General features: G+C 60.4%; 21 protein-coding genes. 10 read left to right on the top strand and 11 right to left on the bottom strand.

Annotated features, from left to right (window positions below; all coding sequences use genetic code 11):
• Positions 1 to 336 precede the first annotated feature (336 nt).
• The 6 genes from ABTV29_RS30500 (at position 337) to ABTV29_RS30475 (ending at position 8,091) form a co-directional block, all read left to right on the top strand.
• Complete coding sequence (locus ABTV29_RS30500; RefSeq protein WP_433772081.1) at positions 337 to 2,370, top strand: ABC transporter permease subunit; 2,034 nt, start codon at positions 337 to 339, stop codon at positions 2,368 to 2,370.
• A gap of 15 nt (positions 2,371 to 2,385) precedes the next feature.
• The gene (pstA, locus tag ABTV29_RS30495; RefSeq protein ID WP_433768188.1) at positions 2,386 to 4,056 is read left to right on the top strand and encodes a phosphate ABC transporter permease PstA; all 1,671 of its coding nucleotides are present in this window, start codon (positions 2,386 to 2,388) and stop codon (positions 4,054 to 4,056) included.
• Positions 4,057 to 4,184: 128 nt separating this feature from the next.
• Positions 4,185 to 5,018: a phosphate ABC transporter ATP-binding protein PstB gene (gene pstB / locus ABTV29_RS30490; protein WP_110965709.1), complete on the top strand. Its 834-nt coding sequence runs from the start codon at positions 4,185 to 4,187 to the stop codon at positions 5,016 to 5,018.
• Between the two features lie 111 nt (positions 5,019 to 5,129).
• Positions 5,130 to 5,891: a phosphate signaling complex protein PhoU gene (gene phoU, locus ABTV29_RS30485; protein WP_433768187.1), complete on the top strand. Its 762-nt coding sequence runs from the start codon at positions 5,130 to 5,132 to the stop codon at positions 5,889 to 5,891.
• A 168-nt stretch (positions 5,892 to 6,059) separates the two neighbouring features.
• Positions 6,060 to 6,986 (top strand): response regulator, encoded by a 927-nt coding sequence (locus ABTV29_RS30480; protein WP_433768186.1) that lies wholly within the window; start codon positions 6,060 to 6,062, stop codon positions 6,984 to 6,986.
• A gap of 208 nt (positions 6,987 to 7,194) precedes the next feature.
• On the top strand, positions 7,195 to 8,091 hold the full coding sequence (locus ABTV29_RS30475) for a peptidoglycan DD-metalloendopeptidase family protein (RefSeq protein ID WP_433768185.1): 897 nt from the start codon (positions 7,195 to 7,197) through the stop codon (positions 8,089 to 8,091).
• A 114-nt stretch (positions 8,092 to 8,205) separates the two neighbouring features.
• Here the strand turns inward: ABTV29_RS30475 and ABTV29_RS30470 are convergent, their stop codons facing one another.
• The 3 genes from ABTV29_RS30470 to phoB all read right to left on the bottom strand — a co-directional run bounded on the left by ABTV29_RS30470 (position 8,206) and on the right by phoB (position 11,728).
• Positions 8,206 to 9,546, bottom strand: a complete 1,341-nt coding sequence (locus ABTV29_RS30470; protein ID WP_110965712.1) for a hemolysin family protein — start codon at positions 9,544 to 9,546, stop codon at positions 8,206 to 8,208.
• A gap of 124 nt (positions 9,547 to 9,670) precedes the next feature.
• The gene (phoR, locus tag ABTV29_RS30465) at positions 9,671 to 10,957 is read right to left on the bottom strand and encodes a phosphate regulon sensor histidine kinase PhoR (protein ID WP_433772079.1); all 1,287 of its coding nucleotides are present in this window, start codon (positions 10,955 to 10,957) and stop codon (positions 9,671 to 9,673) included.
• 81 nt (positions 10,958 to 11,038) lie between these two features.
• Entirely contained in the window at positions 11,039 to 11,728 is a 690-nt protein-coding gene (gene phoB, locus ABTV29_RS30460) for a phosphate regulon transcriptional regulator PhoB (protein ID WP_034149326.1), read from the bottom strand.
• A gap of 152 nt (positions 11,729 to 11,880) precedes the next feature.
• Here phoB and ABTV29_RS30455 point away from each other — a divergent pair, with 152 nt between their 5' ends.
• Complete coding sequence (locus ABTV29_RS30455) at positions 11,881 to 12,267, top strand: COG4315 family predicted lipoprotein (protein WP_433768184.1); 387 nt, start codon at positions 11,881 to 11,883, stop codon at positions 12,265 to 12,267.
• A gap of 105 nt (positions 12,268 to 12,372) precedes the next feature.
• Here ABTV29_RS30455 and ubiA read toward each other — a convergent pair whose 3' ends face one another.
• Entirely contained in the window at positions 12,373 to 13,263 is an 891-nt protein-coding gene (gene ubiA / locus ABTV29_RS30450) for a 4-hydroxybenzoate octaprenyltransferase (RefSeq protein ID WP_433768183.1), read from the bottom strand.
• The gene (locus ABTV29_RS30445) at positions 13,263 to 13,769 is read right to left on the bottom strand and encodes a chorismate lyase (protein ID WP_433768182.1); all 507 of its coding nucleotides are present in this window, start codon (positions 13,767 to 13,769) and stop codon (positions 13,263 to 13,265) included. The genes ubiA and ABTV29_RS30445 overlap by 1 nt, the downstream gene beginning before the upstream one ends.
• Positions 13,770 to 14,025: 256 nt before the next feature.
• Between ABTV29_RS30445 and ABTV29_RS30440 the strand changes: the two genes are divergently transcribed.
• From ABTV29_RS30440 to ABTV29_RS30430, 3 genes are all read left to right on the top strand, one after another.
• A complete protein-coding gene (locus tag ABTV29_RS30440; protein ID WP_128604589.1) occupies positions 14,026 to 14,196 on the top strand; it encodes a rubredoxin in 171 nt (56 codons plus the stop codon).
• A 17-nt stretch (positions 14,197 to 14,213) separates the two neighbouring features.
• Positions 14,214 to 15,362 (top strand): NAD(P)/FAD-dependent oxidoreductase, encoded by a 1,149-nt coding sequence (locus ABTV29_RS30435; RefSeq protein ID WP_433768181.1) that lies wholly within the window; start codon positions 14,214 to 14,216, stop codon positions 15,360 to 15,362.
• A gap of 194 nt (positions 15,363 to 15,556) precedes the next feature.
• A complete protein-coding gene (locus tag ABTV29_RS30430) occupies positions 15,557 to 15,832 on the top strand; it encodes an HU family DNA-binding protein (RefSeq protein WP_003213368.1) in 276 nt (91 codons plus the stop codon).
• A gap of 110 nt (positions 15,833 to 15,942) precedes the next feature.
• Here the strand turns inward: ABTV29_RS30430 and ABTV29_RS30425 are convergent, their stop codons facing one another.
• The 6 genes from ABTV29_RS30425 to ABTV29_RS30400 all read right to left on the bottom strand — a co-directional run bounded on the left by ABTV29_RS30425 (position 15,943) and on the right by ABTV29_RS30400 (position 21,341).
• Complete coding sequence (locus ABTV29_RS30425) at positions 15,943 to 17,904, bottom strand: DUF4105 domain-containing protein (RefSeq protein WP_433768180.1); 1,962 nt, start codon at positions 17,902 to 17,904, stop codon at positions 15,943 to 15,945.
• Complete coding sequence (locus tag ABTV29_RS30420) at positions 17,901 to 18,221, bottom strand: DUF2388 domain-containing protein (RefSeq protein ID WP_433768179.1); 321 nt, start codon at positions 18,219 to 18,221, stop codon at positions 17,901 to 17,903. The genes ABTV29_RS30425 and ABTV29_RS30420 overlap by 4 nt, the downstream gene beginning before the upstream one ends.
• A gap of 28 nt (positions 18,222 to 18,249) precedes the next feature.
• A complete protein-coding gene (locus tag ABTV29_RS30415; RefSeq protein ID WP_433768178.1) occupies positions 18,250 to 18,567 on the bottom strand; it encodes a DUF2388 domain-containing protein in 318 nt (105 codons plus the stop codon).
• A 104-nt stretch (positions 18,568 to 18,671) separates the two neighbouring features.
• On the bottom strand, positions 18,672 to 18,989 hold the full coding sequence (locus ABTV29_RS30410) for a DUF2388 domain-containing protein (protein WP_433768177.1): 318 nt from the start codon (positions 18,987 to 18,989) through the stop codon (positions 18,672 to 18,674).
• Positions 18,990 to 19,312: 323 nt separating this feature from the next.
• Positions 19,313 to 19,528, bottom strand: coding sequence for a DUF1127 domain-containing protein (locus tag ABTV29_RS30405; RefSeq protein ID WP_433768176.1), 216 nt, complete (start codon positions 19,526 to 19,528; stop codon positions 19,313 to 19,315).
• A 319-nt stretch (positions 19,529 to 19,847) separates the two neighbouring features.
• A complete protein-coding gene (locus tag ABTV29_RS30400; protein WP_433768175.1) occupies positions 19,848 to 21,341 on the bottom strand; it encodes an acetyl-CoA hydrolase/transferase family protein in 1,494 nt (497 codons plus the stop codon).
• Positions 21,342 to 21,520: the final 179 nt, after the last annotated feature.

Genomic DNA, 21,520 nt, shown 5'->3' with positions numbered 1-21,520 from the left:
CTATCCACTGCTGGCAACCCCAGCGGAGGATTTGTTGCGTCACTGCACTGTCATCTTTCTGTCATACAGGATCGCTAGGGTGTGCGAATGAATGATCTGGCCAATTCCAACATGACTACTAATCCCCCCAAGCGAATTGATTTCAATACGCCTGAGCTGCAACGCAAGCGCCGCATTCGCGCGCTCAAAGATCGCCTGACCCGCTGGTACGTCCTTGTGGGCGGCCTTGCCGTGCTGGGTGCGATTACCCTGATTTTCTTCTTCCTTGCCTACGTCGTTGCGCCTCTGTTCCAGGGTGCCAGCCTGACGTCCAAGGACGCCATCACGCCTGCCTGGATGCAAGACGCCGGCAAGCCGTTGATGATCTCCCTGGAAGAACAGAACCAGGTGGCCATGCGGGTTTCCGACAAGGGCCAGGCACTGTTTTTCGACATCGACAGTGGCGCTGAACTCAAGCGCGTCGATCTGCCGGTTCCGGCCGGGGTCACCGTAACCTCCATCGGCGAAGACCAGCCAGGTCACCCGCTGGTAGCGGTGGGCTTGTCCAACGGCCAGGCGCTGGTGTTCCGTCACACCTATAAAGTCAGCTATCCGGACGGCAAGAAAACCATCACGCCGGCCATCGAATATCCGTATGGCGAAGCACCCATCGCGCTGAACGAAGCCGGTGGTGCGCTGGAGCATGTCAGCCTCAACGCCACCGATTCGACCTTGTTGCTGGTCGGTGCCACCGGTTCGCAACTCAATGTTTTGTCGCTGACCAGCGAAGAAAACATGATGACCGGCGAAGTCACCAACGAGCAGAAGCGCATCGACCTGCCGCAAATGACCGAAGCGGTGAAGAACATCTTCGTCGACCCGCGCCAGCAGTGGCTGTACGTGGTCAACGGTCGTGCTCAGGCCGACGTGTTCAGCCTGCGCGACAAGAGCCTCAATGGCCGCTACAAACTGCTGGAAGACGGTGACGCTCAAGTCACCGCCAGCACTCAGCTGGTTGGCGGCATTTCCCTGATCATCGGCGACTCCAAGGGTGGCCTGGCCCAGTGGTTCATGGCTCGCGATCACGATGGCGAGCAGCGCCTGAAGCAGATTCGCACCTTCCAGATGGGCACCACGCCGATCGTGGAAATCACCGCCGAAGAGCGCCGCAAAGGCTTCGTTGCCCTCGACGCATCGGGCAAGCTCGGTGTGTTCCACAGCACCGCGCATCGCACCCTGCTGGTGGATCAGGTGGTCGAAGGCCAGGGCCTGTTCGGTCTGTCGCCACGGGCCAACCGCGTGATCGTGGAAGCCGGCGGCAAGATCCAACCGTTGCTGCTGGACAACCCGCACCCGGAAGTTTCCTGGAGCGCGCTGTGGAGCAAGGTCTGGTACGAGAACTACGACGAACCTAAATACGTCTGGCAGTCGACCGCCGCCAACACCGACTTCGAACCCAAGCTGAGCCTGTCGCCGCTGACCTTCGGTACCCTGAAGGCCGCGTTCTACGCGATGCTGCTGGCCGCGCCTCTGGCCGTTGCTGCTGCGATCTACACCGCGTACTTCATGGCTCCGGGCATGCGCCGCAAGGTCAAGCCGGTGATCGAGCTGATGGAAGCGATGCCGACGGTGATCCTCGGGTTCTTCGCCGGCCTGTTCCTTGCGCCTTATGTGGAAGGGCATCTGCCGGGCATCTTCAGTCTGTTGATGTTGTTGCCGATCGGGATCCTGGTCGCCGGTTTCACCTTCAGCCGCCTGCCTGAGTCGGTTCGCCTGAAAGTCCCTGATGGCTGGGAAAGTGCCCTGCTGATTCCGGTGATCCTGTTCGTGGGCTGGCTCTCGTTGTACATGAGCCCGTACCTGGAGAACTGGTTCTTCGGCGGCGACATGCGCCTGTGGATTTCCCACGACCTGGGCATCACCTACGACCAGCGCAACGCACTGGTGGTCGGCCTGGCCATGGGTTTTGCGGTGATCCCGAACATCTACTCCATTGCCGAAGACGCCGTGTTCAGCGTGCCTCGTGGCCTGACCCTCGGTTCCCTGGCCCTCGGCGCCACGCCGTGGCAGACCATGACTCGCGTGGTGATCCTCACCGCCAGCCCGGGCATTTTCTCGGCGCTGATGATCGGCATGGGCCGCGCGGTCGGTGAAACCATGATCGTGCTGATGGCCACCGGCAACACCCCGGTCATGGAAATGAACCTGTTCGAAGGCCTGCGCACCCTGGCCGCCAACGTCGCGGTGGAAATGCCGGAGTCGGAAGTCGGCGGCAGCCACTACCGCGTGCTGTTCCTCTCGGCGCTGGTGCTGCTGCTGTTCACCTTCATCATGAACACCCTCGCGGAACTGATTCGTCAGCGTCTGCGCAAGAAATACTCGTCGCTTTAAGAAAGGTAGAAGTCTGTGAAACAGAACTCCCTGAAAGGATGGTTCAAGAGCGGCGCCCCTGGCGTCTGGATCAGCGGTGGCGCGGTGTCCATCGCGGTCATCATGACCATTGGCCTGCTGGCGGTGATCGCCGTGCGCGGTCTGGGTCACTTCTGGCCGGCGGACCTGGTGCACGCCAGCTACGACGTGCCGGGCCAGGCCAATCACCTGGTCATCGGTGAAGTGGTGCAGAAGGAAGAAGTGCCGCGCGCTCGCCTGAAGAGTGCTGGCTTGCCGGTTCCGGACGAAGGTCCGGAATTCATGACCCGCGAGCTGATCAAGGTCGGCAACCGTGACCTGAACGGCAACGACTTCACCTGGATCGTGGGCGAGTGGCTGACCAACCAGAAGACTCCGGTGGAGCTGATGGCCATCGAGCGTCGCGAGTGGGGCAACTTCTACGGCTACCTGGTCAACGTCAAACAGGATGGCAAAGTCATCGCTGAAGGCGAGGCCGCATGGCCGGAACTGCAAGCGCGGATCAATCGCGTGAATCAGCTCGCCGCGCAACTCAAGACTCTGGAAAAAGTCGACATCGGTGCGATCAACGCCGGTCTCGAGCGCATCCGTCTGCACGGCCGCAAACTGGAACTGGAAGGCAAGCTCGACCCGGCCGCACAAGCGGACATGGAGTCCGAGCGCGCCGAGCTCAATGCGCGTTATCAGGACGTCGAGGCGCGCCTGAGCGACCTGCATGCGCAGTTCAACCGCGACAGCCTGACCGCCCGTGATGCCAACGGCAAGGAAGTCGAAATCGGCCTGGGCAAGGTGGTTCACGCCTATCAGCCGAACGCCATGGGCACCTTCACCAAAGTCGGTTTCTACTTCAGCAAGGTCTGGGAGTTCCTGAGCGACGACCCGCGTGAAGCGAACACCGAAGGCGGTATTTTCCCTGCGATCTTCGGCACCGTGATGATGACCCTGATCATGGCGATGATCGTGACCCCGTTCGGCGTGCTGGCGGCGGTGTACCTGCGTGAATACGCCAAGCAGAATGCACTGACCCGGGTGATCCGCATTGCGGTGAACAACCTGGCGGGTGTTCCGGCCATCGTTTACGGCGTGTTCGGCCTGGGCTTCTTCGTCTATGTGCTGGGCGGCTCGCTCGACCGTCTGTTCTTCCCCGAAGCCTTGCCGGCACCGACCTTCGGTACGCCGGGTCTGCTGTGGGCTTCGTTGACCCTGGCGCTGCTGGCGGTGCCGGTGGTGATCGTGGCCACCGAAGAAGGCCTGGCGCGAATTCCTCGCACCGTGCGTGAAGGTTCGTTGGCCCTGGGCGCCACCAAGGCGGAAACCTTGTGGAAGATCGTGCTGCCGATGGCCAGCCCGGCAATGATGACCGGCATGATCCTCGCCGTGGCCCGTGCCGCGGGCGAAGTGGCACCGCTGATGCTGGTGGGTGTGGTCAAGCTGGCGCCGTCGCTGCCGGTGGATGGCAACTACCCGTACCTGCACCTGGACCAGAAGATCATGCACCTGGGCTTCCACATTTATGACGTCGGCTTCCAGAGCCCGAACGTCGAGGCCGCGCGGCCGCTGGTGTACGCCACGGCGCTGCTGCTGGTGCTGGTGATCGCGACCTTGAACCTGTCGGCCGTTTATATCCGAAACCACCTGCGCGAGAAGTACAAGGCGCTGGATAGCTGATTGACGCTGCACCGATTTCTATGTGGGAGCGAGCCTGCTCGCGAAGCTTTTGGCGCCGGTAAGGCCCCTTCGCGAGCAGGTTGCTACCACAAAAACTGAACCGAATTTGTTAGCACAGGGAGCCTCCCATGCAGCACGAAGCACATACCCACGGCATCAACATGTCGGCCCTGGGTCGCGACAAACAGAGCCTGAGCCTCGAGCAGGAAACCGTAGCCATCGAAGTGCCGGGCCTGAGCCTGTTCTACGGCGAGAAACAAGCGCTGTACGACGTCAGCATGAACATTCCGAAACAGCGCGTGACCGCCTTCATCGGTCCGTCCGGCTGCGGCAAGTCGACCCTGCTGCGTACCTTCAACCGCATGAACGACCTGGTCGATGGCTGCCGCGTTGAAGGCGAGATCAACCTGTACGGCAACAACATCTACCGCAAGGGCGAAGACGTGGCCGAGCTGCGTCGTCGCGTCGGCATGGTGTTCCAGAAGCCGAACCCGTTCCCGAAAACCATCTACGAGAACGTGGTCTACGGCCTGCGCATCCAGGGCATCAACAAAAAGCGCGTGCTCGACGAAGCCGTTGAGTGGGCGTTGAAAGGCGCGGCGTTGTGGGATGAGGTCAAGGATCGTCTGCACGACTCGGCACTGGGCCTGTCCGGTGGTCAGCAGCAGCGTCTGGTGATTGCTCGCACCATCGCCGTTGAGCCGGAAGTACTGCTGCTCGACGAACCGTGCTCGGCACTCGACCCGATCTCCACGCTGAAAGTCGAAGAGCTGATCTACGAACTGAAATCCAAGTTCACCATCGTTATCGTGACCCACAACATGCAGCAGGCCGCGCGGGTTTCCGACTACACGGCGTTCATGTACATGGGCAAACTGGTTGAGTTCGGCGATACCGACACCCTGTTCACCAACCCGGCCAAGAAGCAGACCGAAGACTACATCACCGGTCGTTACGGCTAGCAGCAGCTACAAGCCGCACGCTTCAAGCGGCAAGTAAAGGCGGTTCGGGTTCGACACACATCAGCTTGCAGCTTGTAGCTTGCAGCTCACAGCTTTTGCGGAGCAGACAACATGATTTCTAAGGAAGGCCTTACACACCACATCTCCCAGCAGTTCAACGCCGAGCTCGAGGAGGTGCGTAGCCACCTGCTGGCCATGGGCGGGCTGGTCGAGAAGCAGGTCAACGACGCGGTCACCGCGCTGATCGAAGCCGACTCCGGTCTGGCGCAGCAGGTGCGTGAGATCGACGACCAGATCAACCAGATGGAACGCAACATCGACGAAGAATGCCTGCGCATTCTGGCCCGTCGCCAGCCGGCGGCGTCGGACTTGCGCCTGATCATCAGCATCTCCAAATCGGTGATCGACCTGGAGCGCATCGGTGACGAAGCGACCAAGATCGCTCGTCGCGCCATCCAGTTGTGCGAAGAAGGTGAAGCGCCGCGCGGTTACGTCGAGGTTCGTCACATCGGCGACCAGGTGCGTAACATGGTGCGCGATGCCCTGGACGCTTTCGCCCGTTTCGACGCCGACCTGGCGTTGTCGGTCGCGCAGTACGACAAGATCATCGACCGCGAATACAAGACCGCCCTGCGTGAGCTGGCGACCTACATGATGGAAGACCCACGCTCTATCTCGCGGGTCTTGAGCATCATCTGGGTGCTGCGTTCGCTGGAGCGTATCGGTGACCACGCGCGCAACATCTCCGAACTGGTGATTTACCTGGTGCGCGGCACTGACGTACGTCACCTGGGCCTCAAGCGCATGAAAGAAGAAGTTGAAGGAACAAGCGGCGATACCGCTAATGTTCCGGGCAAAGCTGACGATAAGTAAGGTTGCCCCTGGACGCGCCCGGCCCTTTGGCCGGGCGTTTTCATTTGCGGCTCACGAATTCGAAAAGCAGCACCCGCGAACGAAAAGTCCCGGCGTGACTGAAGGTTTTCTGGCAATGTGCCATCAGTAAAGCGGTATGCTGGCCGGGATTTTTTAAAGGGGTGTTGGATGAGTAAGGTCAGTGTGTTGGTCGTGGACGATGCCTCGTTCATTCGTGACCTGGTGAAAAAATGCCTGCGCAACTATTTTCCGGGCATGCGCATCGAAGATGCGGTCAACGGCAGGAAGGCGCAGGCCCTGTTGTCGCGCGAAGCGTTCGATTTGGTGCTGTGCGACTGGGAAATGCCGGAAATGTCGGGTCTGGAACTGCTGACCTGGTGCCGTGAGCAGGAAAGTCTCAAAGGCATGCCATTCGTCATGGTGACCAGCCGCGGCGACAAGGAGAACGTGGTTCAGGCGATCCAGGCCGGGGTATCCGGTTATGTGAGCAAGCCCTTCACCAACGAGCAACTGATCACCAAGGTCAAGCAGGCACTGCACAAGGTCGGCAAGCTCGACGCCTTGATGAACACGACGAACACCAAAGCGAGCCCGGCATTCGCCAACGATTCCCTGAGCGCATTGACCGGCGGCAAGCCTGCCGTGGCTGTGGCCTCCGTCGCCGCACCTGCTGCGCCAGCCGCTCCAGCCCCAGCCCGGGGTGGATTGCTCAACAGCCCGCCGGTCAAGGCACCGGTAGCCGCTGCGGCAGCCGGGGGAGGGCGCGGCCAGGGTCAACTGCGCTTGCCGAACGGCATCCAGCAATGCGTGATCAAGGCCCTGAGCCTCAAGGAGGCACTGTTGGTGGTCAAGCGTGTCGACAACCTGCCGCAAGTGCTCGACAGTGCCGTGCTCGATCTGGAGCAGGGCGAGAGCGCTGAGACGGCACGTCTGAACGGCTACCTGCACGCCATCGTCGCCCACGAGCAGAAGCCTGACAGCGAGTGGCTGCAGCTGACCTTCCGCTTCGTCGACCAGGATGCGCAGAAGCTCGACTACATCTCGCGTTTGATTGCCCGTGGTACGGCGCAGAAGCACTTCATTCCAGGCGCGTGATCTTCATCGCCTGACTGTCTGTCTTCGCGGGCAAGCCCGCTCCCACAGTTGAGCTGCATTTCAATGTGGGAGCGAGCCTGCTCGCGAAGGGGCCACCTCATACGCCGCACATCTGTCTGACTCACCCTTCTTGAAACATCCGTCGATCACGCAGGTCAATTCCGACTGCTAGGCTCAATCCCAGGCCTTACTCGACAGACACCTGCCCATGCTCGCGCGCCTGCTGTTTTTCTGTGGTCTTTTCATGGCCTCCACCTCGACTGTGGCCATGACGATCTACACGTCCACCGACGCCAATGGCGTGGTTTCCTACAGTGACCGTCCCTCGAAGGGCGCCAAGGTCTTCGTCTTTCGCGATGGCATGGTCGAACACCTGGAGCGCCAGGTGTACCTCGATATCAAAAAGCTCAAGGGCATGGACAGCGTGTTCGTGCGCAATGACCTGTATGCGCCGGTGCAGATCGAGTTGAGTTTCGCTGGCCTGAATAATGTCAGTGGTGCACCGAGCCGGCCGATTCGTCGGGTGATGCCTGCACGCAGCAGCATTCGTCTGGCGCTGCTCAAGGCGACGCGCCCCGGAAAGCCGCTGACCTACACCCCAAGCTTCCAGTACTTCCTGGGCGACCCGTCAGGGGCTGCCATGGCCTATCAATACCCGTTCCCCTGGCGTGGCGGGCCCTTTCGCCTGAGTCAGGGCGCCAACGGCCAGTACAGCCACTATGGGCCGAAGAACCGCTACGCCATGGACATCGCCATGCCCGAAGGCACGCCGATCATCGCTGCCAGGGGTGGGGTGGTGGTGAAAACCGAAAACCGCCAGACCGGACGCGGTTCCGACCCTTCAGGCAACTTCGTGCGAGTGCTGCACGATGACGGCACCATGGGGGTGTATCTGCACCTGAAAAAGGGTTCGGTCAGTGTTCGCGAGGGGCAGCGGGTGGCGGTGGGCAGTCCCTTGGCGCTGTCCGGCAATACCGGCAACAGCAGCGGGCCGCATCTGCACTTCGTGGTGCAGCGCAATACGGGGATGGGGCTGGTGTCGATACCGTACCGGTTCAAAAAGCCGCTGGGGGCGTTGCCCAACTTTGCGTTGGGCAGGCAGTGACGTGTTGCCTGTTCTGACGCCTTCGCGGGCAAGCCCGCTCCCACAGGTACAGTGGTGTCCTTGTGGGAGCGGGCTTGCCCGCGAAGGGATCGACTCGGTTCAAAGCCAGGACACTTAATCGAGCATCAACACCTTGGCCAGAATGATCTTCGGCCCTTTCATCTTCTTGATGATGATCCGAAGGCCTTCGACTTCCAGCACTTCTTCCTCTTCCGGCACGCGCTTGAGGCTCTCGTACACCAGGCCTGCGAGGGTTTCGGCTTCGACGTGGTCCAGATCGATCCCCAGCAGCCGTTCGACCTTGAACAGCGGCGTGTCGCCACGCACCAGCAGTTTGCCCGGCTGGTAGGCGAGGATGCCGCGCTCGGCCTTGCGGTGTTCGTCCTGAATGTCGCCCACCAGCACTTCCAGCACGTCTTCCATGGTCAGGTAGCCGATGATGTTGCCGTCAGCCTCTTCAACCACGGCGAAGTGCGAGCCACCTTTGCGGAACTGCTCCAGCAGTTGCGACAGCGGCATGTGCCGGGACACGCGCTCCAGCGGGCGGGTCAGTTCAGCCAGGTTGAACGACTCGGGAATGTGGTCCAGGGCCGCCAGTTCCAGCAGCAGGTCCTTGATATGCAGCAGGCCCACGAACTCCTGGCGCTCGCTGTCGTACACGGGGTAACGGCTGAACTTGTGGCGACGGAACATCGCCAGGATTTCCTTGAGCGGAGCATTGAACTCCAGGGTCACCAGGTCTTCGCGGGAGTTGGCCCAGTCGACCACTTCCAGCTCGCCCATTTCCACCGCCGAGGCCAACACGCGCATGCCCTGGTCGCTCGGGTCCTGGCCACGGCTGGAGTGCAGGATCAGCTTCAGTTCTTCGCGGCTGTAATGGTGCTCATGGTGCGGGCCGGGCTCGCCTTGCCCTGCGATGCGCAGGATCTGGTTGGCGCTGGCGTTGAGCAGGTAAATGGCCGGATACATGGCCCAGTAGAACAGGTACAGCGGCACCGCAGTCCACAGCGACAGCAGCTCCGGTTTGCGGATGGCCCAGGATTTCGGGGCCAGTTCGCCGACCACGATGTGCAGGTACGAAATGATGAAGAACGCGGTGAAGAACGAAACCGCCTTGACCACCTCCGCCGATTGCACGCCGACCATTTCAAGCACCGGTCCGAGCAGGTGCGCGAATGCGGGTTCACCGACCCAACCCAGGCCCAGGGAGGCGAGGGTGATACCCAATTGGCACGCCGACAGGTAGGCATCGAGCTGGCTGTGTACGGTGCGCAGGATGTGTCCGCGCCAACCGTGCTGTTCAGCGATGGCCTCGACACGGGTCGAGCGCAGCTTGACCATGGCAAATTCCGCCGCAACGAAAAAGCCGTTGAGCAAAACCAGGATCAGAGCAAAAAGAATCATGCCGAAGTCGGCGAATATTGTTGCGAGGGTCAAACCAGGGGAAGGGTCCATGATGGAGTTTTGCGGGTTCCGTGTATTCGAATGGAAAGAAAAAAGTGCGCCTGAAAAGGCAGGCGCAAGTCAGCCAATGTAGCGGCTGACTTGGCGATTGCCTAGTAGGCAGTGCTGGCCGGTATCAGTCGGCGGTGCTGATAACCCGGGATTTGCTGACCTGGGCGGGGGCGAAATGGCAGGTAAAGGTGCTGCCATGGCCCGGCACGCTGCTGATTTCCATCCGTGCGCGGTGGCGCAGCAGCACGTGCTTGACGATTGCCAGGCCCAGCCCGGTGCCGCCGGTGTTGGAATTGCGGCTGGAGTCGACGCGGTAGAAGCGTTCTGTCAGGCGTGGCAAGTGTTTGGCGTCGATGCCAATCCCGGAGTCCTGCACGCTCAGGTGCGCGCCTTGCTCGTCACCCCACCAGCGGATGCGGATGTTGCCTTCGGCCTGGGTGTATTTCACCGCGTTGAACACCAGGTTGGAAAACGCGCTGCGCAGTTCCGCTTCGCTGCCCTTGAGCAGGATGGTCGGATCGGCTTCCAGGGTGATGCGCTGGTTTTTCTGACCCGACAGCTGCTGCGCATCACTCTTGATCGATTGCAGCAGACCGTCGATGGCCACCGGTTGGTTGTCCGACGGGTAATCGGTGGCTTCGAGCTTGGCCAGCAACAGCAAGTCGTTGAGCAGGGTCTGCATGCGCCCGCCTTGTTGCTGCATTTGCTGCAGGGCGCGGCTCCAGCGCGGGTTCACTTCCTCGACGTTGTCGAGCAGGGTTTCCAGGTAGCCGCAAATCACCGTCAGCGGCGTGCGCAGCTCATGGGACACGTTGGCGATGAAATCTTTGCGCATTTGCTCAAGCTGATGGATACGTGTGACATCGCGCACCAGCATCAGGTGTTCGTTGTTGCCGTAGCGGGTGATGTACAGCTGAATGCGCATCCGATCGTTGGTCGGCGAGGGGATTTCCAGCGGTTCGGCGTAGTTGTCCTGCTCGAAGTATTCCTTGAAGCGCGGATGGCGCACCAGGTTGGTCACCGGTTGGCCGCTGTCCTGGGGCGTCTTGAGGCCCAGCAGGGTCTCGGCGGCGCGGTTCCACCATTCCAGGTTGCCGTCGGTGTCGAGCATGACGACCGCGTCTTTCAATGCCGCGGTGGATTCCTGAACCCGATCGATCACCGCTTGCAAGCGCCCGCGCACTCGTTGGTCACGACGTTGCAGGTGGTAGATGCTGTCGAACACCTCGCCCCACAGGCCATAGCCATCGGGCGGTGCTTCATCGGGTTTGTGCAGGCGCAGCCATTCGTGCAGACGCAGTAGTTGCTTGAGGGTCCAGGCCAGGTAAATGCCCAGGCCCGCAGCGAGGCTCCAGCCGTAGTAGCCAGTGATCAGACCGATCACCAGGCAAGCGGTGACCAGTAGCAGCATGTGGCGAATCAGGGTGCCATGCCAGTTTTGGTTCACTTGAACGCGCGTCCTTGTCTACTTCTAAAGCGGGAAAAGTCCGGGTCAGGCTTTCGTGGAAAAGCGGTAGCCGGTGCCGCGCACGGTTTGTACCAGATTTTCGTAGGCATCGCCGAGGGCTTTGCGCAGGCGACGGATGTGAACGTCGACGGTGCGCTCCTCGACATAAACGTTGCCGCCCCAGACCTGATCCAGCAACTGGCCACGGGTGTAGGCACGTTCCTGGTGGGTCATGAAAAATTGCAGCAGACGGTATTCGGTCGGCCCCATTTCCGCAGGCTTGCCATCGATGGTCACGCGGTGGCCGATCGGGTCCAGCAGCAGGCCGCCGACTTCAATCGGCGCTTCGCCATCGGTCGGACCGGCACGGCGCAGTACGGCCTTCAGGCGCGCAACCAGCTCGCGAGGGGAGAAGGGTTTGGTGATGTAATCATCGGCACCGACTTCCAGGCCCTGGATCTTGTTGTCCTCTTCGCCCTTGGCGGTGAGCATGATGATCGGGATATCCCCGGTCAGCTCATCGCGCTTGAGACGGCGGGCGAGCTCAATACCGGAGGTGCCGGGCAGCATCCAGTCGAGCAGGATCAGGTCCGGCTTGCGGTCAACGATAATGGCGTGGGCCTGCTGGGAGTTCTCGGCCTCCAGGCAGTCATAGCCGGCCATTTCCAATGCAACGGCGATCATTTCGCGAATAGGCGCTTCGTCGTCGACGATCAGAATGCTCCTGCCAACCATGCCTTAATCCTCTTGTCATTTAACTGTCTTGCGCCGCATTAGATAACGGAATTATTGCAGTCGTGTGACAGTATTTTAGTCGCCCGGCGATTGTCACGAACCTGAACTAAGCTCTAAGTCCGAATCCTGACAACCACAAAAGGAAGGTTTCCATGAAGCACATTGCTCAATCCTGGAAGGCTCTGCTGGTGACTGCTGCGCTAACGCTGCCGACTCTGGCCTTCGCCGCTGAGCCGGCGATGATGAAAGACGGGATGATGGTCGATCACAAGGGCATGACCCTGTACACGTTCGATAAGGACTCCGGTGGCAAGTCGATGTGCAACGATGAGTGCGCCAAGAACTGGCCGCCGATGATGGCGCCGGCCGGTGCAAAGGCCGAAGGCAAGTGGAGCGTGATCAAGCGTGACGATGGGCATATGCAATACGCCTACGACGGCAAGCCTCTGTACACCTTCATCAAAGACAAGGCGCCTGGAGACATGACGGGCGATAAAATGAAGGACGTCTGGCACGTGGTTCACGAATCGCAGAAGTAAGCCACAGCGCTTTTCTGTGGGAACAAGGCTTGCCCGCGATGGCGATTTTGAAGACGCCATCGCGGGCAAGCCTTGCTCCCACAGAAAGCGGGTCGAGGCTTTGCCTCAGCGCAATGCGTAATCCAGCACGATCCCGACAAAAATCGCCAATCCGGCCCAGTGGTTGTGCAGGAACGCCTTGAAGCAGCGCATCCGGTCCTTGTCCCGGGTGTACCAGAACTCCCAGGCAAAACAGCCAGCGGCGACCGCCAGGCCTAAATGGAACCAGCCACCGAGCTCGAATTTCGAACCGGCCAACAGCAGGCAGCCCAATGCCAGGCTTTGCAGGGTCAGGATGATCACCCGGTCCGCCTCGCCAAACAGAATCGCCGTGGATTTCACGCCTATCTTCAAATCGTCATCGCGGTCGGTCATCGCGTAGTAGGTGTCGTAACCCACCGTCCACATCAGGTTGGCGATCCACAGCAGCCACGCCGCTGCGGGCAGTTCGCCGGTTTCGGCGGTGAACGCCATCGGCATCCCCCATGAGAACGCCGCGCCCAACACCACTTGCGGGTAATAGGTGTAGCGCTTCATGAACGGATAAGTGCAGGCCAGGGCCAAGCCGCCAAACGATAGCCAGATCGTTGCCGCATTGGTGCACAGCACCAACAGGAAACTCAGGCCCATCAGCAATGCAAAGAACACCAGCGCTTCTTTGGAGCTGATTTTGCCGCTCGGCAGCGGGCGCTGTTCGGTACGCTTCACATGCCCGTCGACCTTGCGGTCCGCCCAATCGTTGATCACGCAGCCACCGGCGCGGGTCAGCACCACGCCCAGGACGAAAATCACGATATTGGCCAGCGATGGCGAGCCTTTGCCGGCAATCCACAGCGCCCACAGCGTCGGCCACAGCAGCAGATAAATGCCGATCGGCTTGTCCATGCGCGTCAGTTGAATGAAGTCCCAGGCCCGAGGATTCACGCGATTCAGGGACTTGAGCAGGCTCTGGTACATCAGCAATTCTCCGGCTGGGCGCGGGCGGCGCTCCACAGGGTCGGCAGGAAGATTTCGGCCACCAGCACGCTCAGCGTCCCGCGGTCGAAGCGTGAGCGGCGGCCCCACAGTTCAGGCGCGCTGACTTCGCTGGGCAGCCATGCTTGAGGATAGTGGCAAACCTCGATGGCGCGGCGCTGGAAGGCGTGATCGCAGAACAGCAGTTCGCCCAGAGAGCGGCTGCCCAACTCGTCCATGTGCAAGCCGTCGCCCTGCAACGCGCTGCGTGCCGCGACGCTGCGGGCGAACACCCAGGCCTCGCCATGGCCACGCAAATACACTTCGCGCACCCAGCCTTCACTGCCTTCGGCCAGGTCCAGCGCGAAACACTCATCGGCGCGCAGGGTCTGCCAGCCTTCGAACAACGGCGTGACGCTGAAGCCGTCATTCGACAGGCGGGTCAGGCGTCGGGTCAGCGACCCTTCGTCGAACAGCCAGTCAAGGGTAAATGGGTCGGGGAGGGGCATCAGCAGGCTTTGAGGGAGCCAGAGCGGGGCCGAACGGGAGGATTTTGAGTGCGGCACAGTGAGTCATTATTGGCAGCAAATGAGGCGGCGAGCTTAACATGTCAGCTTATAAATTTGAGTGATCCGGCTGCCGGTTGCGCCGAACAGGCTTGCAACTGCCCGGCCCCATCAGTACAAAACGCACTGAGCCGGACGGCAGCGCTGAACCATCGACCGTTCGCGCCGGTAAAAGCCTGAACCCTGAGGATGTACCCGAATGAAAAAGTGGCAATGTGTGGTTTGCGGCCTGATCTACAACGAAGCTGACGGCTGGCCGGATGATGGCATTGCGCCTGGCACCCGCTGGGAGGATGTACCGGCCGACTGGCTGTGCCCGGACTGCGGTGTGGGCAAGATGGATTTTGAAATGATCGAAATCGCCGCCTGATAACTGAGGAGTAGGGAATGAGCGCACCTGTCGTGATCGTCGGCACCGGCCTGGCTGGCTACAACCTGGCCCGGGAGTTTCGCAAACTAGATAGCGAAACCCCGCTATTGCTGATTACCGCCGATGACGGGCGCTCCTACTCCAAGCCGATGCTGTCCACCGGTTTCGGAAAAAACAAGGACGCCGATGGCCTGAGCATGGCGGAGCCTGGCGCCATGGCCGAGCAATTGAAGGCCGAAGTGCGGACTCACACCCGCATCAGCGGCATCGACCCGGGCCACAAGCGTCTGTGGATCGGTGAGGAAGCGGTGTACTACCGCGACCTGATCCTGGCCTGGGGCGCAGAAACAGTGCGAGTACCTATCGAAGGTGACGCTGCGGACTGCGTATTCCCGATCAATGACTTGGAAGACTACGCACGCTTTCGTGCGGCAGCGTCCGGCAAGCGTCGGGTGTTGCTGCTCGGCGCCGGGCTGATCGGCTGTGAATTCGCTAACGACTTGAGCCTGGGCGGCTACGAGGTGCAACTGGTTGCACCGTGCGAGCAGGTAATGCCGACCTTGCTGCACCCGGCGGCGGCCGCTGCGGTTCAGGCGGGTCTGGAAAGCCTCGGCGCTCGCTTCCATCTCGGGCTGGTGCTCAATCGCCTGCAACGTGTCGCCGAAGGCCTGGAGGCGCATCTCTCTGACGGCCAGGTCATTCCCTGTGACGTGGTGGTTTCAGCCGTCGGTCTGCGCCCGCGCGTCGACCTGGCTGCGGCGGCCGGTTTGCAGGTCAATCGCGGCGTGATGGTCGACCGTCACCTGCAAACCTCCCACGCCAACATCTACGCCCTGGGCGACTGCGCCGAGGTCGATGGGCTGAATCTGCTGTACGTGATGCCTTTGATGAGCTGTGCCCGAGCGCTGGCCCAGACCCTCGCCGGCAACCCCACGGCGGTCAACTACGGCCCGATGCCAATCACGGTGAAAACCCCGGTGTGTCCGCTGGTGGTGTCCCCGCCGCCACGGGGTTCGGAGGGCAGTTGGACAGTGGAAGGACAAGGCGCCGACATCAAGGCGTTATGCCGGGATGCCGGCGGCAAACTGCTCGGTTATGCCCTTACAGGGGCTGCGGTGATGGAAAAACTGGCCCTGAACAAAGAGCTTCCGGCACTGCTGGCGTAAATACCGGTCGTTCTGTCGGAATCACCCTCAAGTTGCTCTGATAAAGGCCATCTCGATACTGGCGCGGCTCTTCGGTGCGTGCCATCCTCACTCCCGTCTGCCGCAGAGTAGAGCATCTGCGGCGCTTTGGGCGCTGCTCCGCAGAGAGCAGCACGGACATAACAACAAAAAACCGTCAAAGGGGCTTCACTAATATGCGTAAACCAGAACTCGCCGCCGCTATTGCTGAAAAAGCAGATCTCACCAAAGAGCAGGCCAACCGCGTCCTCAACGCCGTTCTCGAAGAAATCACCGGCGCCCTGCACCGCAAAGACAGCGTGACGCTGGTAGGTTTCGGCACCTTCCTGCAACGCCACCGCGGTGCCCGCACCGGCAAAAACCCGCAAACCGGCGAACCGGTAAAGATCAAGGCCAGCAACACCGTTGCGTTCAAGCCGGGTAAATCGTTGAAAGACAGCGTTAATCCGTAATCTGTTTCCCGAACCCGCATTGCGGGGACGCGGAATGAAAAATGGGCACGCCAACGTGGTTGGGTGCCCATTTTTTGTGGGGTCTATTGCGCTGAGCTGATCTCTCCGAGTTACGGCAACTCCAACCCACCCGAGGCCTTGTGCAGTTTGCGCAGGTGCTCACCAATCTGCTTCACATTCTCCTCGTTGGCCGCCATCTCCGCTGCCCGCTCCGGCTCCAGCAACGCCCGCACTTCCTTATCCAGGTCCCCGCTCAACAGCAGCAACTGTTTCTGCCGCTCGCTGCTTTCCGATTCCAGGCGTTGCCATTCACTCGGTTGCGGCAAGCCATAGCCACCGCTGCCGAGCAGTTCGGCCGGGCGGCTTAGGAAGCCGCTGTTGTCGAGAATTTCCCGCAGTGTCTGGTTGGCTTTGTCCATGCCGCCGTTTTTCAGCTCCCGGGCGCCCAGGTAGCGTTGCTTTACTTCATCCTGAGCCAGCAGCAATTGCCGGCGGAAACTGGCTTGTTCAAGCAAGAGCAGGGCGGCGCTGGTGCGCAAATCCGCCTGTTGGAACCATTGGCGGCGTTCTTGAGCTTTCAGGTCCAGCCAGTCTTCGACCTTGTCCTGTTTGATTGGCAGTCGCTGTTTCAGTACCTCGAACATGGCCTGATAGCGATCGCGGAAGGAGTCGAAGCGATAACCCAGGCGCAGTGCTTCCTTGGGATCGTCCAGTACGCTGGTATCTGCCAATCCCCGGCCCTTGAGCACTTCCAGCAGGCCGTTGGGCATGATGTTGTCCAGCGCGACCAGTTTGGAATTGTTGGTGCCGCCACGCAGCAACTTCAGTTCCTCCACCGCGCAATTGTTGGACAGGAAGAAGTAGTTGCCGTCGTAACTCCAGTGCATCTCGGCGGCACGTTCGACCACGTTTTCAATTTCGCTGCGTGACAGGTTTAGCGGCACCGAGGCCAAGCTGCGCAATTCAGTCTTGGTGTACTCGTCGATCACTTGGGCCAGCGGCAGCACGAACAGGCGAGAAGGGTATTTACCCACCAGTCCATCCCAACTCGATAGCTGCACGTCGCCAACGAAGGCGCGGTAGGACAGCACCAGATGCTGGTCCAGATCGAGCCGACAGTCAGGGCCTCGTGGGCGCCCCGGCTTGCAGATCACCAGCCGCAACATGCTGTGGCCCCAGCGACTGACCCAGTTCTGGTTGGCCTCGGCCAGCAGATAGTCGACGGCGTACACCCGCTCCGGGTCGACCTGGCCCAGTGGCGTCTTGGCGAAGTCATTGCCGGCATTGAGGAATGCGAAGGTTTTGCCGCACGTGTCCTTCACGGCGGGCGCCCAGCCGAAATGCTCTTTGTAGTAGCGGTACAGCGAAGGACGGCGACAGGCGTAGCTCGCGTCGAGGAGGAAGTACTCCATGTTGACCGCGACGAATTCCTTGGGGCTGCTCGTCTCGTAGATGTCCGGGCTGCGCGCGATCTGTCGGTTGTGCTGTTCGCGCTCACCGCGACGGCCGACATATTGCTGCCAGCCGGCGAGGTCGAGCAGGCGCGGATCGTCGCTGAGGGTAAACCGGCGCCCGGACTGGCTGCGGCATTCGTCGGGAATGCCCACGAGCCCCGAACTGTTGTCCAGGCGGGTACAGCGTTGGATCAAGGTGCGTTCCGCCTTGGACCACAGGCGTGAACGATCATAAATGTGGGTCAGCTCGTGCAGGACCGTGGCGAGCATTTCACGGCGCACGGTGCCATGGGGGCGATAGGTCTTTTTGCTGGCGGCAGTGCCGTCCGTGAGGCTGGCCAGCAGTTTGCGATTCAGATCGAGCTCAGACACCAGAGACGCCTGGCCATAGGCATTGGCGGGCATGTCATCGGTCCAGCCGACGTCGATGCGCCGGTCGAGTCGTTCGATGAAGCTCGGTGGTAGCGCCTGCATGGCTTCATCGAGCAACGCCTGGCTGGCTTGCTGTTGGGAGGGGGTCAGGCCGTCAGTCTTGAGATGTAATTCAAGGCCGGCGTGGGCGCTGCTGCCGATCAGCAACAACGTCCCTGCCAGCAGCCAGGCGAGTGCAGGCCTCACAGTGCGAGGATGGCTTCGGCGAGATCCTGATCACTGGCGTCGCGGGCTTCCGGTACGCGGGTGCGCAACATGTCGAGGGCGGCTTCCAGGTGAGCGCCACGGATGTCGCCATTGGTTGCAACGAAACTGGCGGCGTCGTCCTGGGCTTCGCGCACGATTTTCGAGTCGCGGATCGAAGTGGTGGTATCGGACGTGAAATCGAGCGTGCGTTGGGTGGCACGAATGAGCATGTTACTGGTGGCAACCAGGGTATGGGCCTGGGCCATATCGGCCAACAACAGCAGGCCGAGGGTGGCGGCAATCAGCGGGCTACGCATGGAACAACTCCGGAAAAACCTAGAATAACTATTGGACGAGAATTGCCTGTGCCAGTTCAAGGTCGCTGGCATGAAGTTTTGGCTGGGTCTGGCGCAGATAACGCAGGGCCGACTCCAGTTGAGCGCCTCTCAGTTGACCGCCACTGGCGATGTACGCCGCAGCATCATCGTGGGCAGCGAGCAGCATTTTATGGTCGAAGGGCGCGGCGGTCACCATGCTGGTGGCATATCCGCTGGCCACGATGCCTTGAGTCGACAGATTGAAGGCGTCAAAGGCAAGGGCCGACCCCGGACAGTTGGCCGCCAAAAGCACTGAAGTGATGAGCAGGCTGGAAAGAAAACGCATGAGACTCGACGGTTGAGCGTGAGTCCCAAGGCTAGCGCAACGCCCGGCCTAGAGCCAGCGCCGATGCGGGACACGAGTGGCGTGCCCCGGGTCGAAACGGGCGCTTAGATCGTCAGGATGGCTTGCGCCAGTTGTGCGTCGGTTGCGTTGAGTTGTGGTGCCTGGTGGCGGATGTGGTCCAGCGCGCTTTCCAGTTTCACACCGCGGATGGCACCTTCGCTGGCGACGAAGCTGGCGGCATCGTCACGGGCCGCGAGCACGATCTTGTCGTCGTGAAACGACGAAGTGACGTCGGAGGTCGCATCGGAGCTGGATTTGAGTGCACCGACGACGGCATCGGTGGTCACGATGAAGCTGGTGGCGTGGGCATTGGCGGCCACGGCAAGCAGAGCAGCAGCGCTGAGCAGACGAAGACGGGACATGGTGTAACTCCTTTGGGTAAGCCGATTGAGAGGTGGCGCAGTGTCGAATGAGTCAGACGTTAGACACTCCGCGTTCGCAATGTTCTGAATTGATAGTAGGCCTGTGTGCAGGGCCTCGACAATCTGATCGTTCGAGAGCGTTTGACTAGAATCAGTGTATCGTTTGTACTGTACTGGTGTTATCTAATTTTGTTGAAACTGTACTTGTCTCAGGATTTCCTGCCCTGAAACGACAAAGCCCGTCGTGGTTTCCCACGACGGGCTTTGTTTTTTCAATTCGTTTGCTGGCGGTGGACCTTGAGGTCAGAGCCAGCGACGCTCACTTAGCGCCAGAACGGCTTGCTCAGCTCTTCGTAACGCTGTGCTTCGCTGATACCGGCATCAGCCAGCAGACGCGAATCCAGACGAGCCAGTTGGTGGCGGCTGGAGATGCGGCGTTGCCACAGCATCAGGTTAGCGATAACGCGCAGAGGCAGGGAAGCCTGGGATTTTGCAGCAGTGTCTTGAAAGAACAGATCGGAACTGAGTGTACGTTCCATGGTTTTCATCCTTCCGCTTGTGGCGGGATTAGGTAGTGGTTTAACTGGTGCCCATGATCCTCTTGTTTGCCTAGTCTCTGTAGATACAGTTCATCTGTATTGTGAGGGCTCAGTTAACTGTTTATAGGGGGTGTACTGGTCGAAATTGAGGCAACTGTACCTATCCGCACTATTGTGGTGCGATTTTGAGGATTCGGCCAGTACGTGTAGGAGTTTTCGGTAGGAAATGACCGGTACAGAAGTACAGTTTTTGAAGGATTTTGGCTGAACGATAGCAAGCTGACGAAACTGTGTTTGCGTCAGCTGCCATCTGTACCAATTACGAAGCGAGCATTTTCCCGGTTTCTTCCAGCCTGATGTGCCAGCTCAGTGCATCGCGAAGGATATGAGGGGTGTGTCCACCGAGGGCGCAGGCGGCGGAGAAGTAGTCGTTCAATGCCTGGCGGTAGTCCGGGTGCACACAGTTATCAATGATGGCGCGGGCCCGCTCGCGAGGCGCCAGGCCGCGCAAATCCGCCAGGCCGATTTCGGTGACGAGGATGTCGACATCGTGCTCGGTGTGGTCGACATGGCTGACCATAGGTACGACGCTGGAAATCGCGCCGCCCTTGGCGATCGATTTGGTCACGAAGATCGCCAGGTGCGCGTTGCGCGCAAAGTCGCCCGAGCCGCCGATGCCGTTCATCATCCGCGTACCGCAGACATGGGTGGAGTTGACGTTGCCATAGATGTCGAACTCCAGCGCCGTGTTGATGCCGATGATGCCGAGGCGACGCACCACTTCCGGGTGGTTGGAAATTTCCTGCGGACGCAGCACCAGTTTGTCCTTGTAGCGTTCCAGGTTGCCGAACACATCAGCGTTGCGACGGCTCGACAGCGTGATCGAGCTGCCCGAGGCAAAACTCAGCTTGCCGGCGTCGATCAGGTCGAAGGTCGAGTCCTGCAACACTTCGGAGTACATCGTCAGGTCTTCAAAGGGCGAATCGATCAGGCCGCACATCACCGAGTTGGCAATCGTGCCGATCCCGGCCTGCAGCGGGCCCAGCTTGTTGGTCATGCGCCCGGCGTCCACTTCCTGCTTGAAGAAGCCGATCAGGTGATCGGCAATGGCTTGGGTTTCCGCGTCTGGCGGCAGCACAGTGGAGGGCGAGTCGGCCTGGTTGGTGACCACGATCGCGACGATCTTTTCCGGCGGGATCGGAATCGCGGTACTGCCAATGCGATCGTCGACCTTGACCAGTGGAATCGGCGTACGGGTCGGACGATAAGTCGGGATATAGATGTCGTGCAGGCCTTCGAGATTCGGGTTGTGCGCCAGGTTGATCTCGACGATCACGTGTTTGGCGAAAATCGCGAAGCTGGCCGAGTTGCCCACGGAAGTGGTCGGCACGATATGGCCCTGCTCGGTAATGGCCACGGCTTCGATGACCGCGATGTCCGGCAGCTTCAATTGCTGGTTGCGCAGTTGCTCGACGGTTTCCGAGAGGTGCTGGTCGATGAACATCACTTCGCCGGCATTGATCGCCTTGCGCAGGGTGCTGTCCACCTGGAAGGGCATGCGTCGCGACAACACGCCGGCTTCGGTGAGCTGTTTGTCGAGATCGTTGCCCAGGCTTGCGCCAGTCATCAGGCTGATTTTCAGCGGCGTAACCTTGGCTCGCTCGGCCAATGCGTGGGGGACGGCCTTGGCTTCGCCGGCGCGGGTGAAGCCGCTCATGCCGACGGTCATGCCGTCCTCAATAAGAGCGGCAGCCTCGGCGGCGCTCATCACTTTATCCAACAACGAAGGCAGGCGAATACGGTCACGGTACATGGATTGTTATCTCGGAAAGCGGGTAGCTGGATGCGCAGTCTATTGAATTTCCCTGGCCTCTGTCCCGCTACCAAGGTCGCAAAAGAGCCGTCTATTCCGGGCCTTTCAAGCAAAACACCGTTACCGGATCAGTAACAAAGCGGTGGTTTTGTCCGACGATTTGCGCAAACAAAAACGCC

This window comes from Pseudomonas putida (genome assembly GCF_050989985.1).
GTDB classification, from domain to species: Bacteria; Pseudomonadota; Gammaproteobacteria; order Pseudomonadales; family Pseudomonadaceae; genus Aquipseudomonas; species Aquipseudomonas putida_AI.
Note: the sequence above shows the minus strand (reverse complement) of the source record. Positions and strands in the feature narration are given on the sequence as shown.

Bases quoted from the DNA above. Each gene is read 5' to 3' on its own strand.
- ABTV29_RS30500 (WP_433772081.1), top strand. From the start codon at position 337: ATGCAAGACGCCGGCAAGCCGTTGATGATCTCCCTGGAAGAACAGAAC.
- pstB (WP_110965709.1), top strand. From the start codon at position 4,185: ATGCAGCACGAAGCACATACCCACGGCATCAACATGTCGGCCCTGGGT.
- phoU (WP_433768187.1), top strand. From the start codon at position 5,130: ATGATTTCTAAGGAAGGCCTTACACACCACATCTCCCAGCAGTTCAAC.
- ABTV29_RS30480 (WP_433768186.1), top strand. From the start codon at position 6,060: ATGAGTAAGGTCAGTGTGTTGGTCGTGGACGATGCCTCGTTCATTCGT.
- ABTV29_RS30475 (WP_433768185.1), top strand. From the start codon at position 7,195: ATGCTCGCGCGCCTGCTGTTTTTCTGTGGTCTTTTCATGGCCTCCACC.
- ABTV29_RS30470 (WP_110965712.1), bottom strand. From the start codon at position 9,546: ATGGACCCTTCCCCTGGTTTGACCCTCGCAACAATATTCGCCGACTTC.
- phoR (WP_433772079.1), bottom strand. From the start codon at position 10,957: ATGCTGCTACTGGTCACCGCTTGCCTGGTGATCGGTCTGATCACTGGC.
- phoB (WP_034149326.1), bottom strand. From the start codon at position 11,728: ATGGTTGGCAGGAGCATTCTGATCGTCGACGACGAAGCGCCTATTCGC.
- ABTV29_RS30455 (WP_433768184.1), top strand. From the start codon at position 11,881: ATGAAGCACATTGCTCAATCCTGGAAGGCTCTGCTGGTGACTGCTGCG.
- ubiA (WP_433768183.1), bottom strand. From the start codon at position 13,263: ATGTACCAGAGCCTGCTCAAGTCCCTGAATCGCGTGAATCCTCGGGCC.
- ABTV29_RS30445 (WP_433768182.1), bottom strand. From the start codon at position 13,769: ATGCCCCTCCCCGACCCATTTACCCTTGACTGGCTGTTCGACGAAGGG.
- ABTV29_RS30440 (WP_128604589.1), top strand. From the start codon at position 14,026: ATGAAAAAGTGGCAATGTGTGGTTTGCGGCCTGATCTACAACGAAGCT.
- ABTV29_RS30435 (WP_433768181.1), top strand. From the start codon at position 14,214: ATGAGCGCACCTGTCGTGATCGTCGGCACCGGCCTGGCTGGCTACAAC.
- ABTV29_RS30430 (WP_003213368.1), top strand. From the start codon at position 15,557: ATGCGTAAACCAGAACTCGCCGCCGCTATTGCTGAAAAAGCAGATCTC.
- ABTV29_RS30420 (WP_433768179.1), bottom strand. From the start codon at position 18,221: ATGCGTAGCCCGCTGATTGCCGCCACCCTCGGCCTGCTGTTGTTGGCC.
- ABTV29_RS30415 (WP_433768178.1), bottom strand. From the start codon at position 18,567: ATGCGTTTTCTTTCCAGCCTGCTCATCACTTCAGTGCTTTTGGCGGCC.
- ABTV29_RS30410 (WP_433768177.1), bottom strand. From the start codon at position 18,989: ATGTCCCGTCTTCGTCTGCTCAGCGCTGCTGCTCTGCTTGCCGTGGCC.
- ABTV29_RS30405 (WP_433768176.1), bottom strand. From the start codon at position 19,528: ATGGAACGTACACTCAGTTCCGATCTGTTCTTTCAAGACACTGCTGCA.
- ABTV29_RS30400 (WP_433768175.1), bottom strand. From the start codon at position 21,341: ATGTACCGTGACCGTATTCGCCTGCCTTCGTTGTTGGATAAAGTGATG.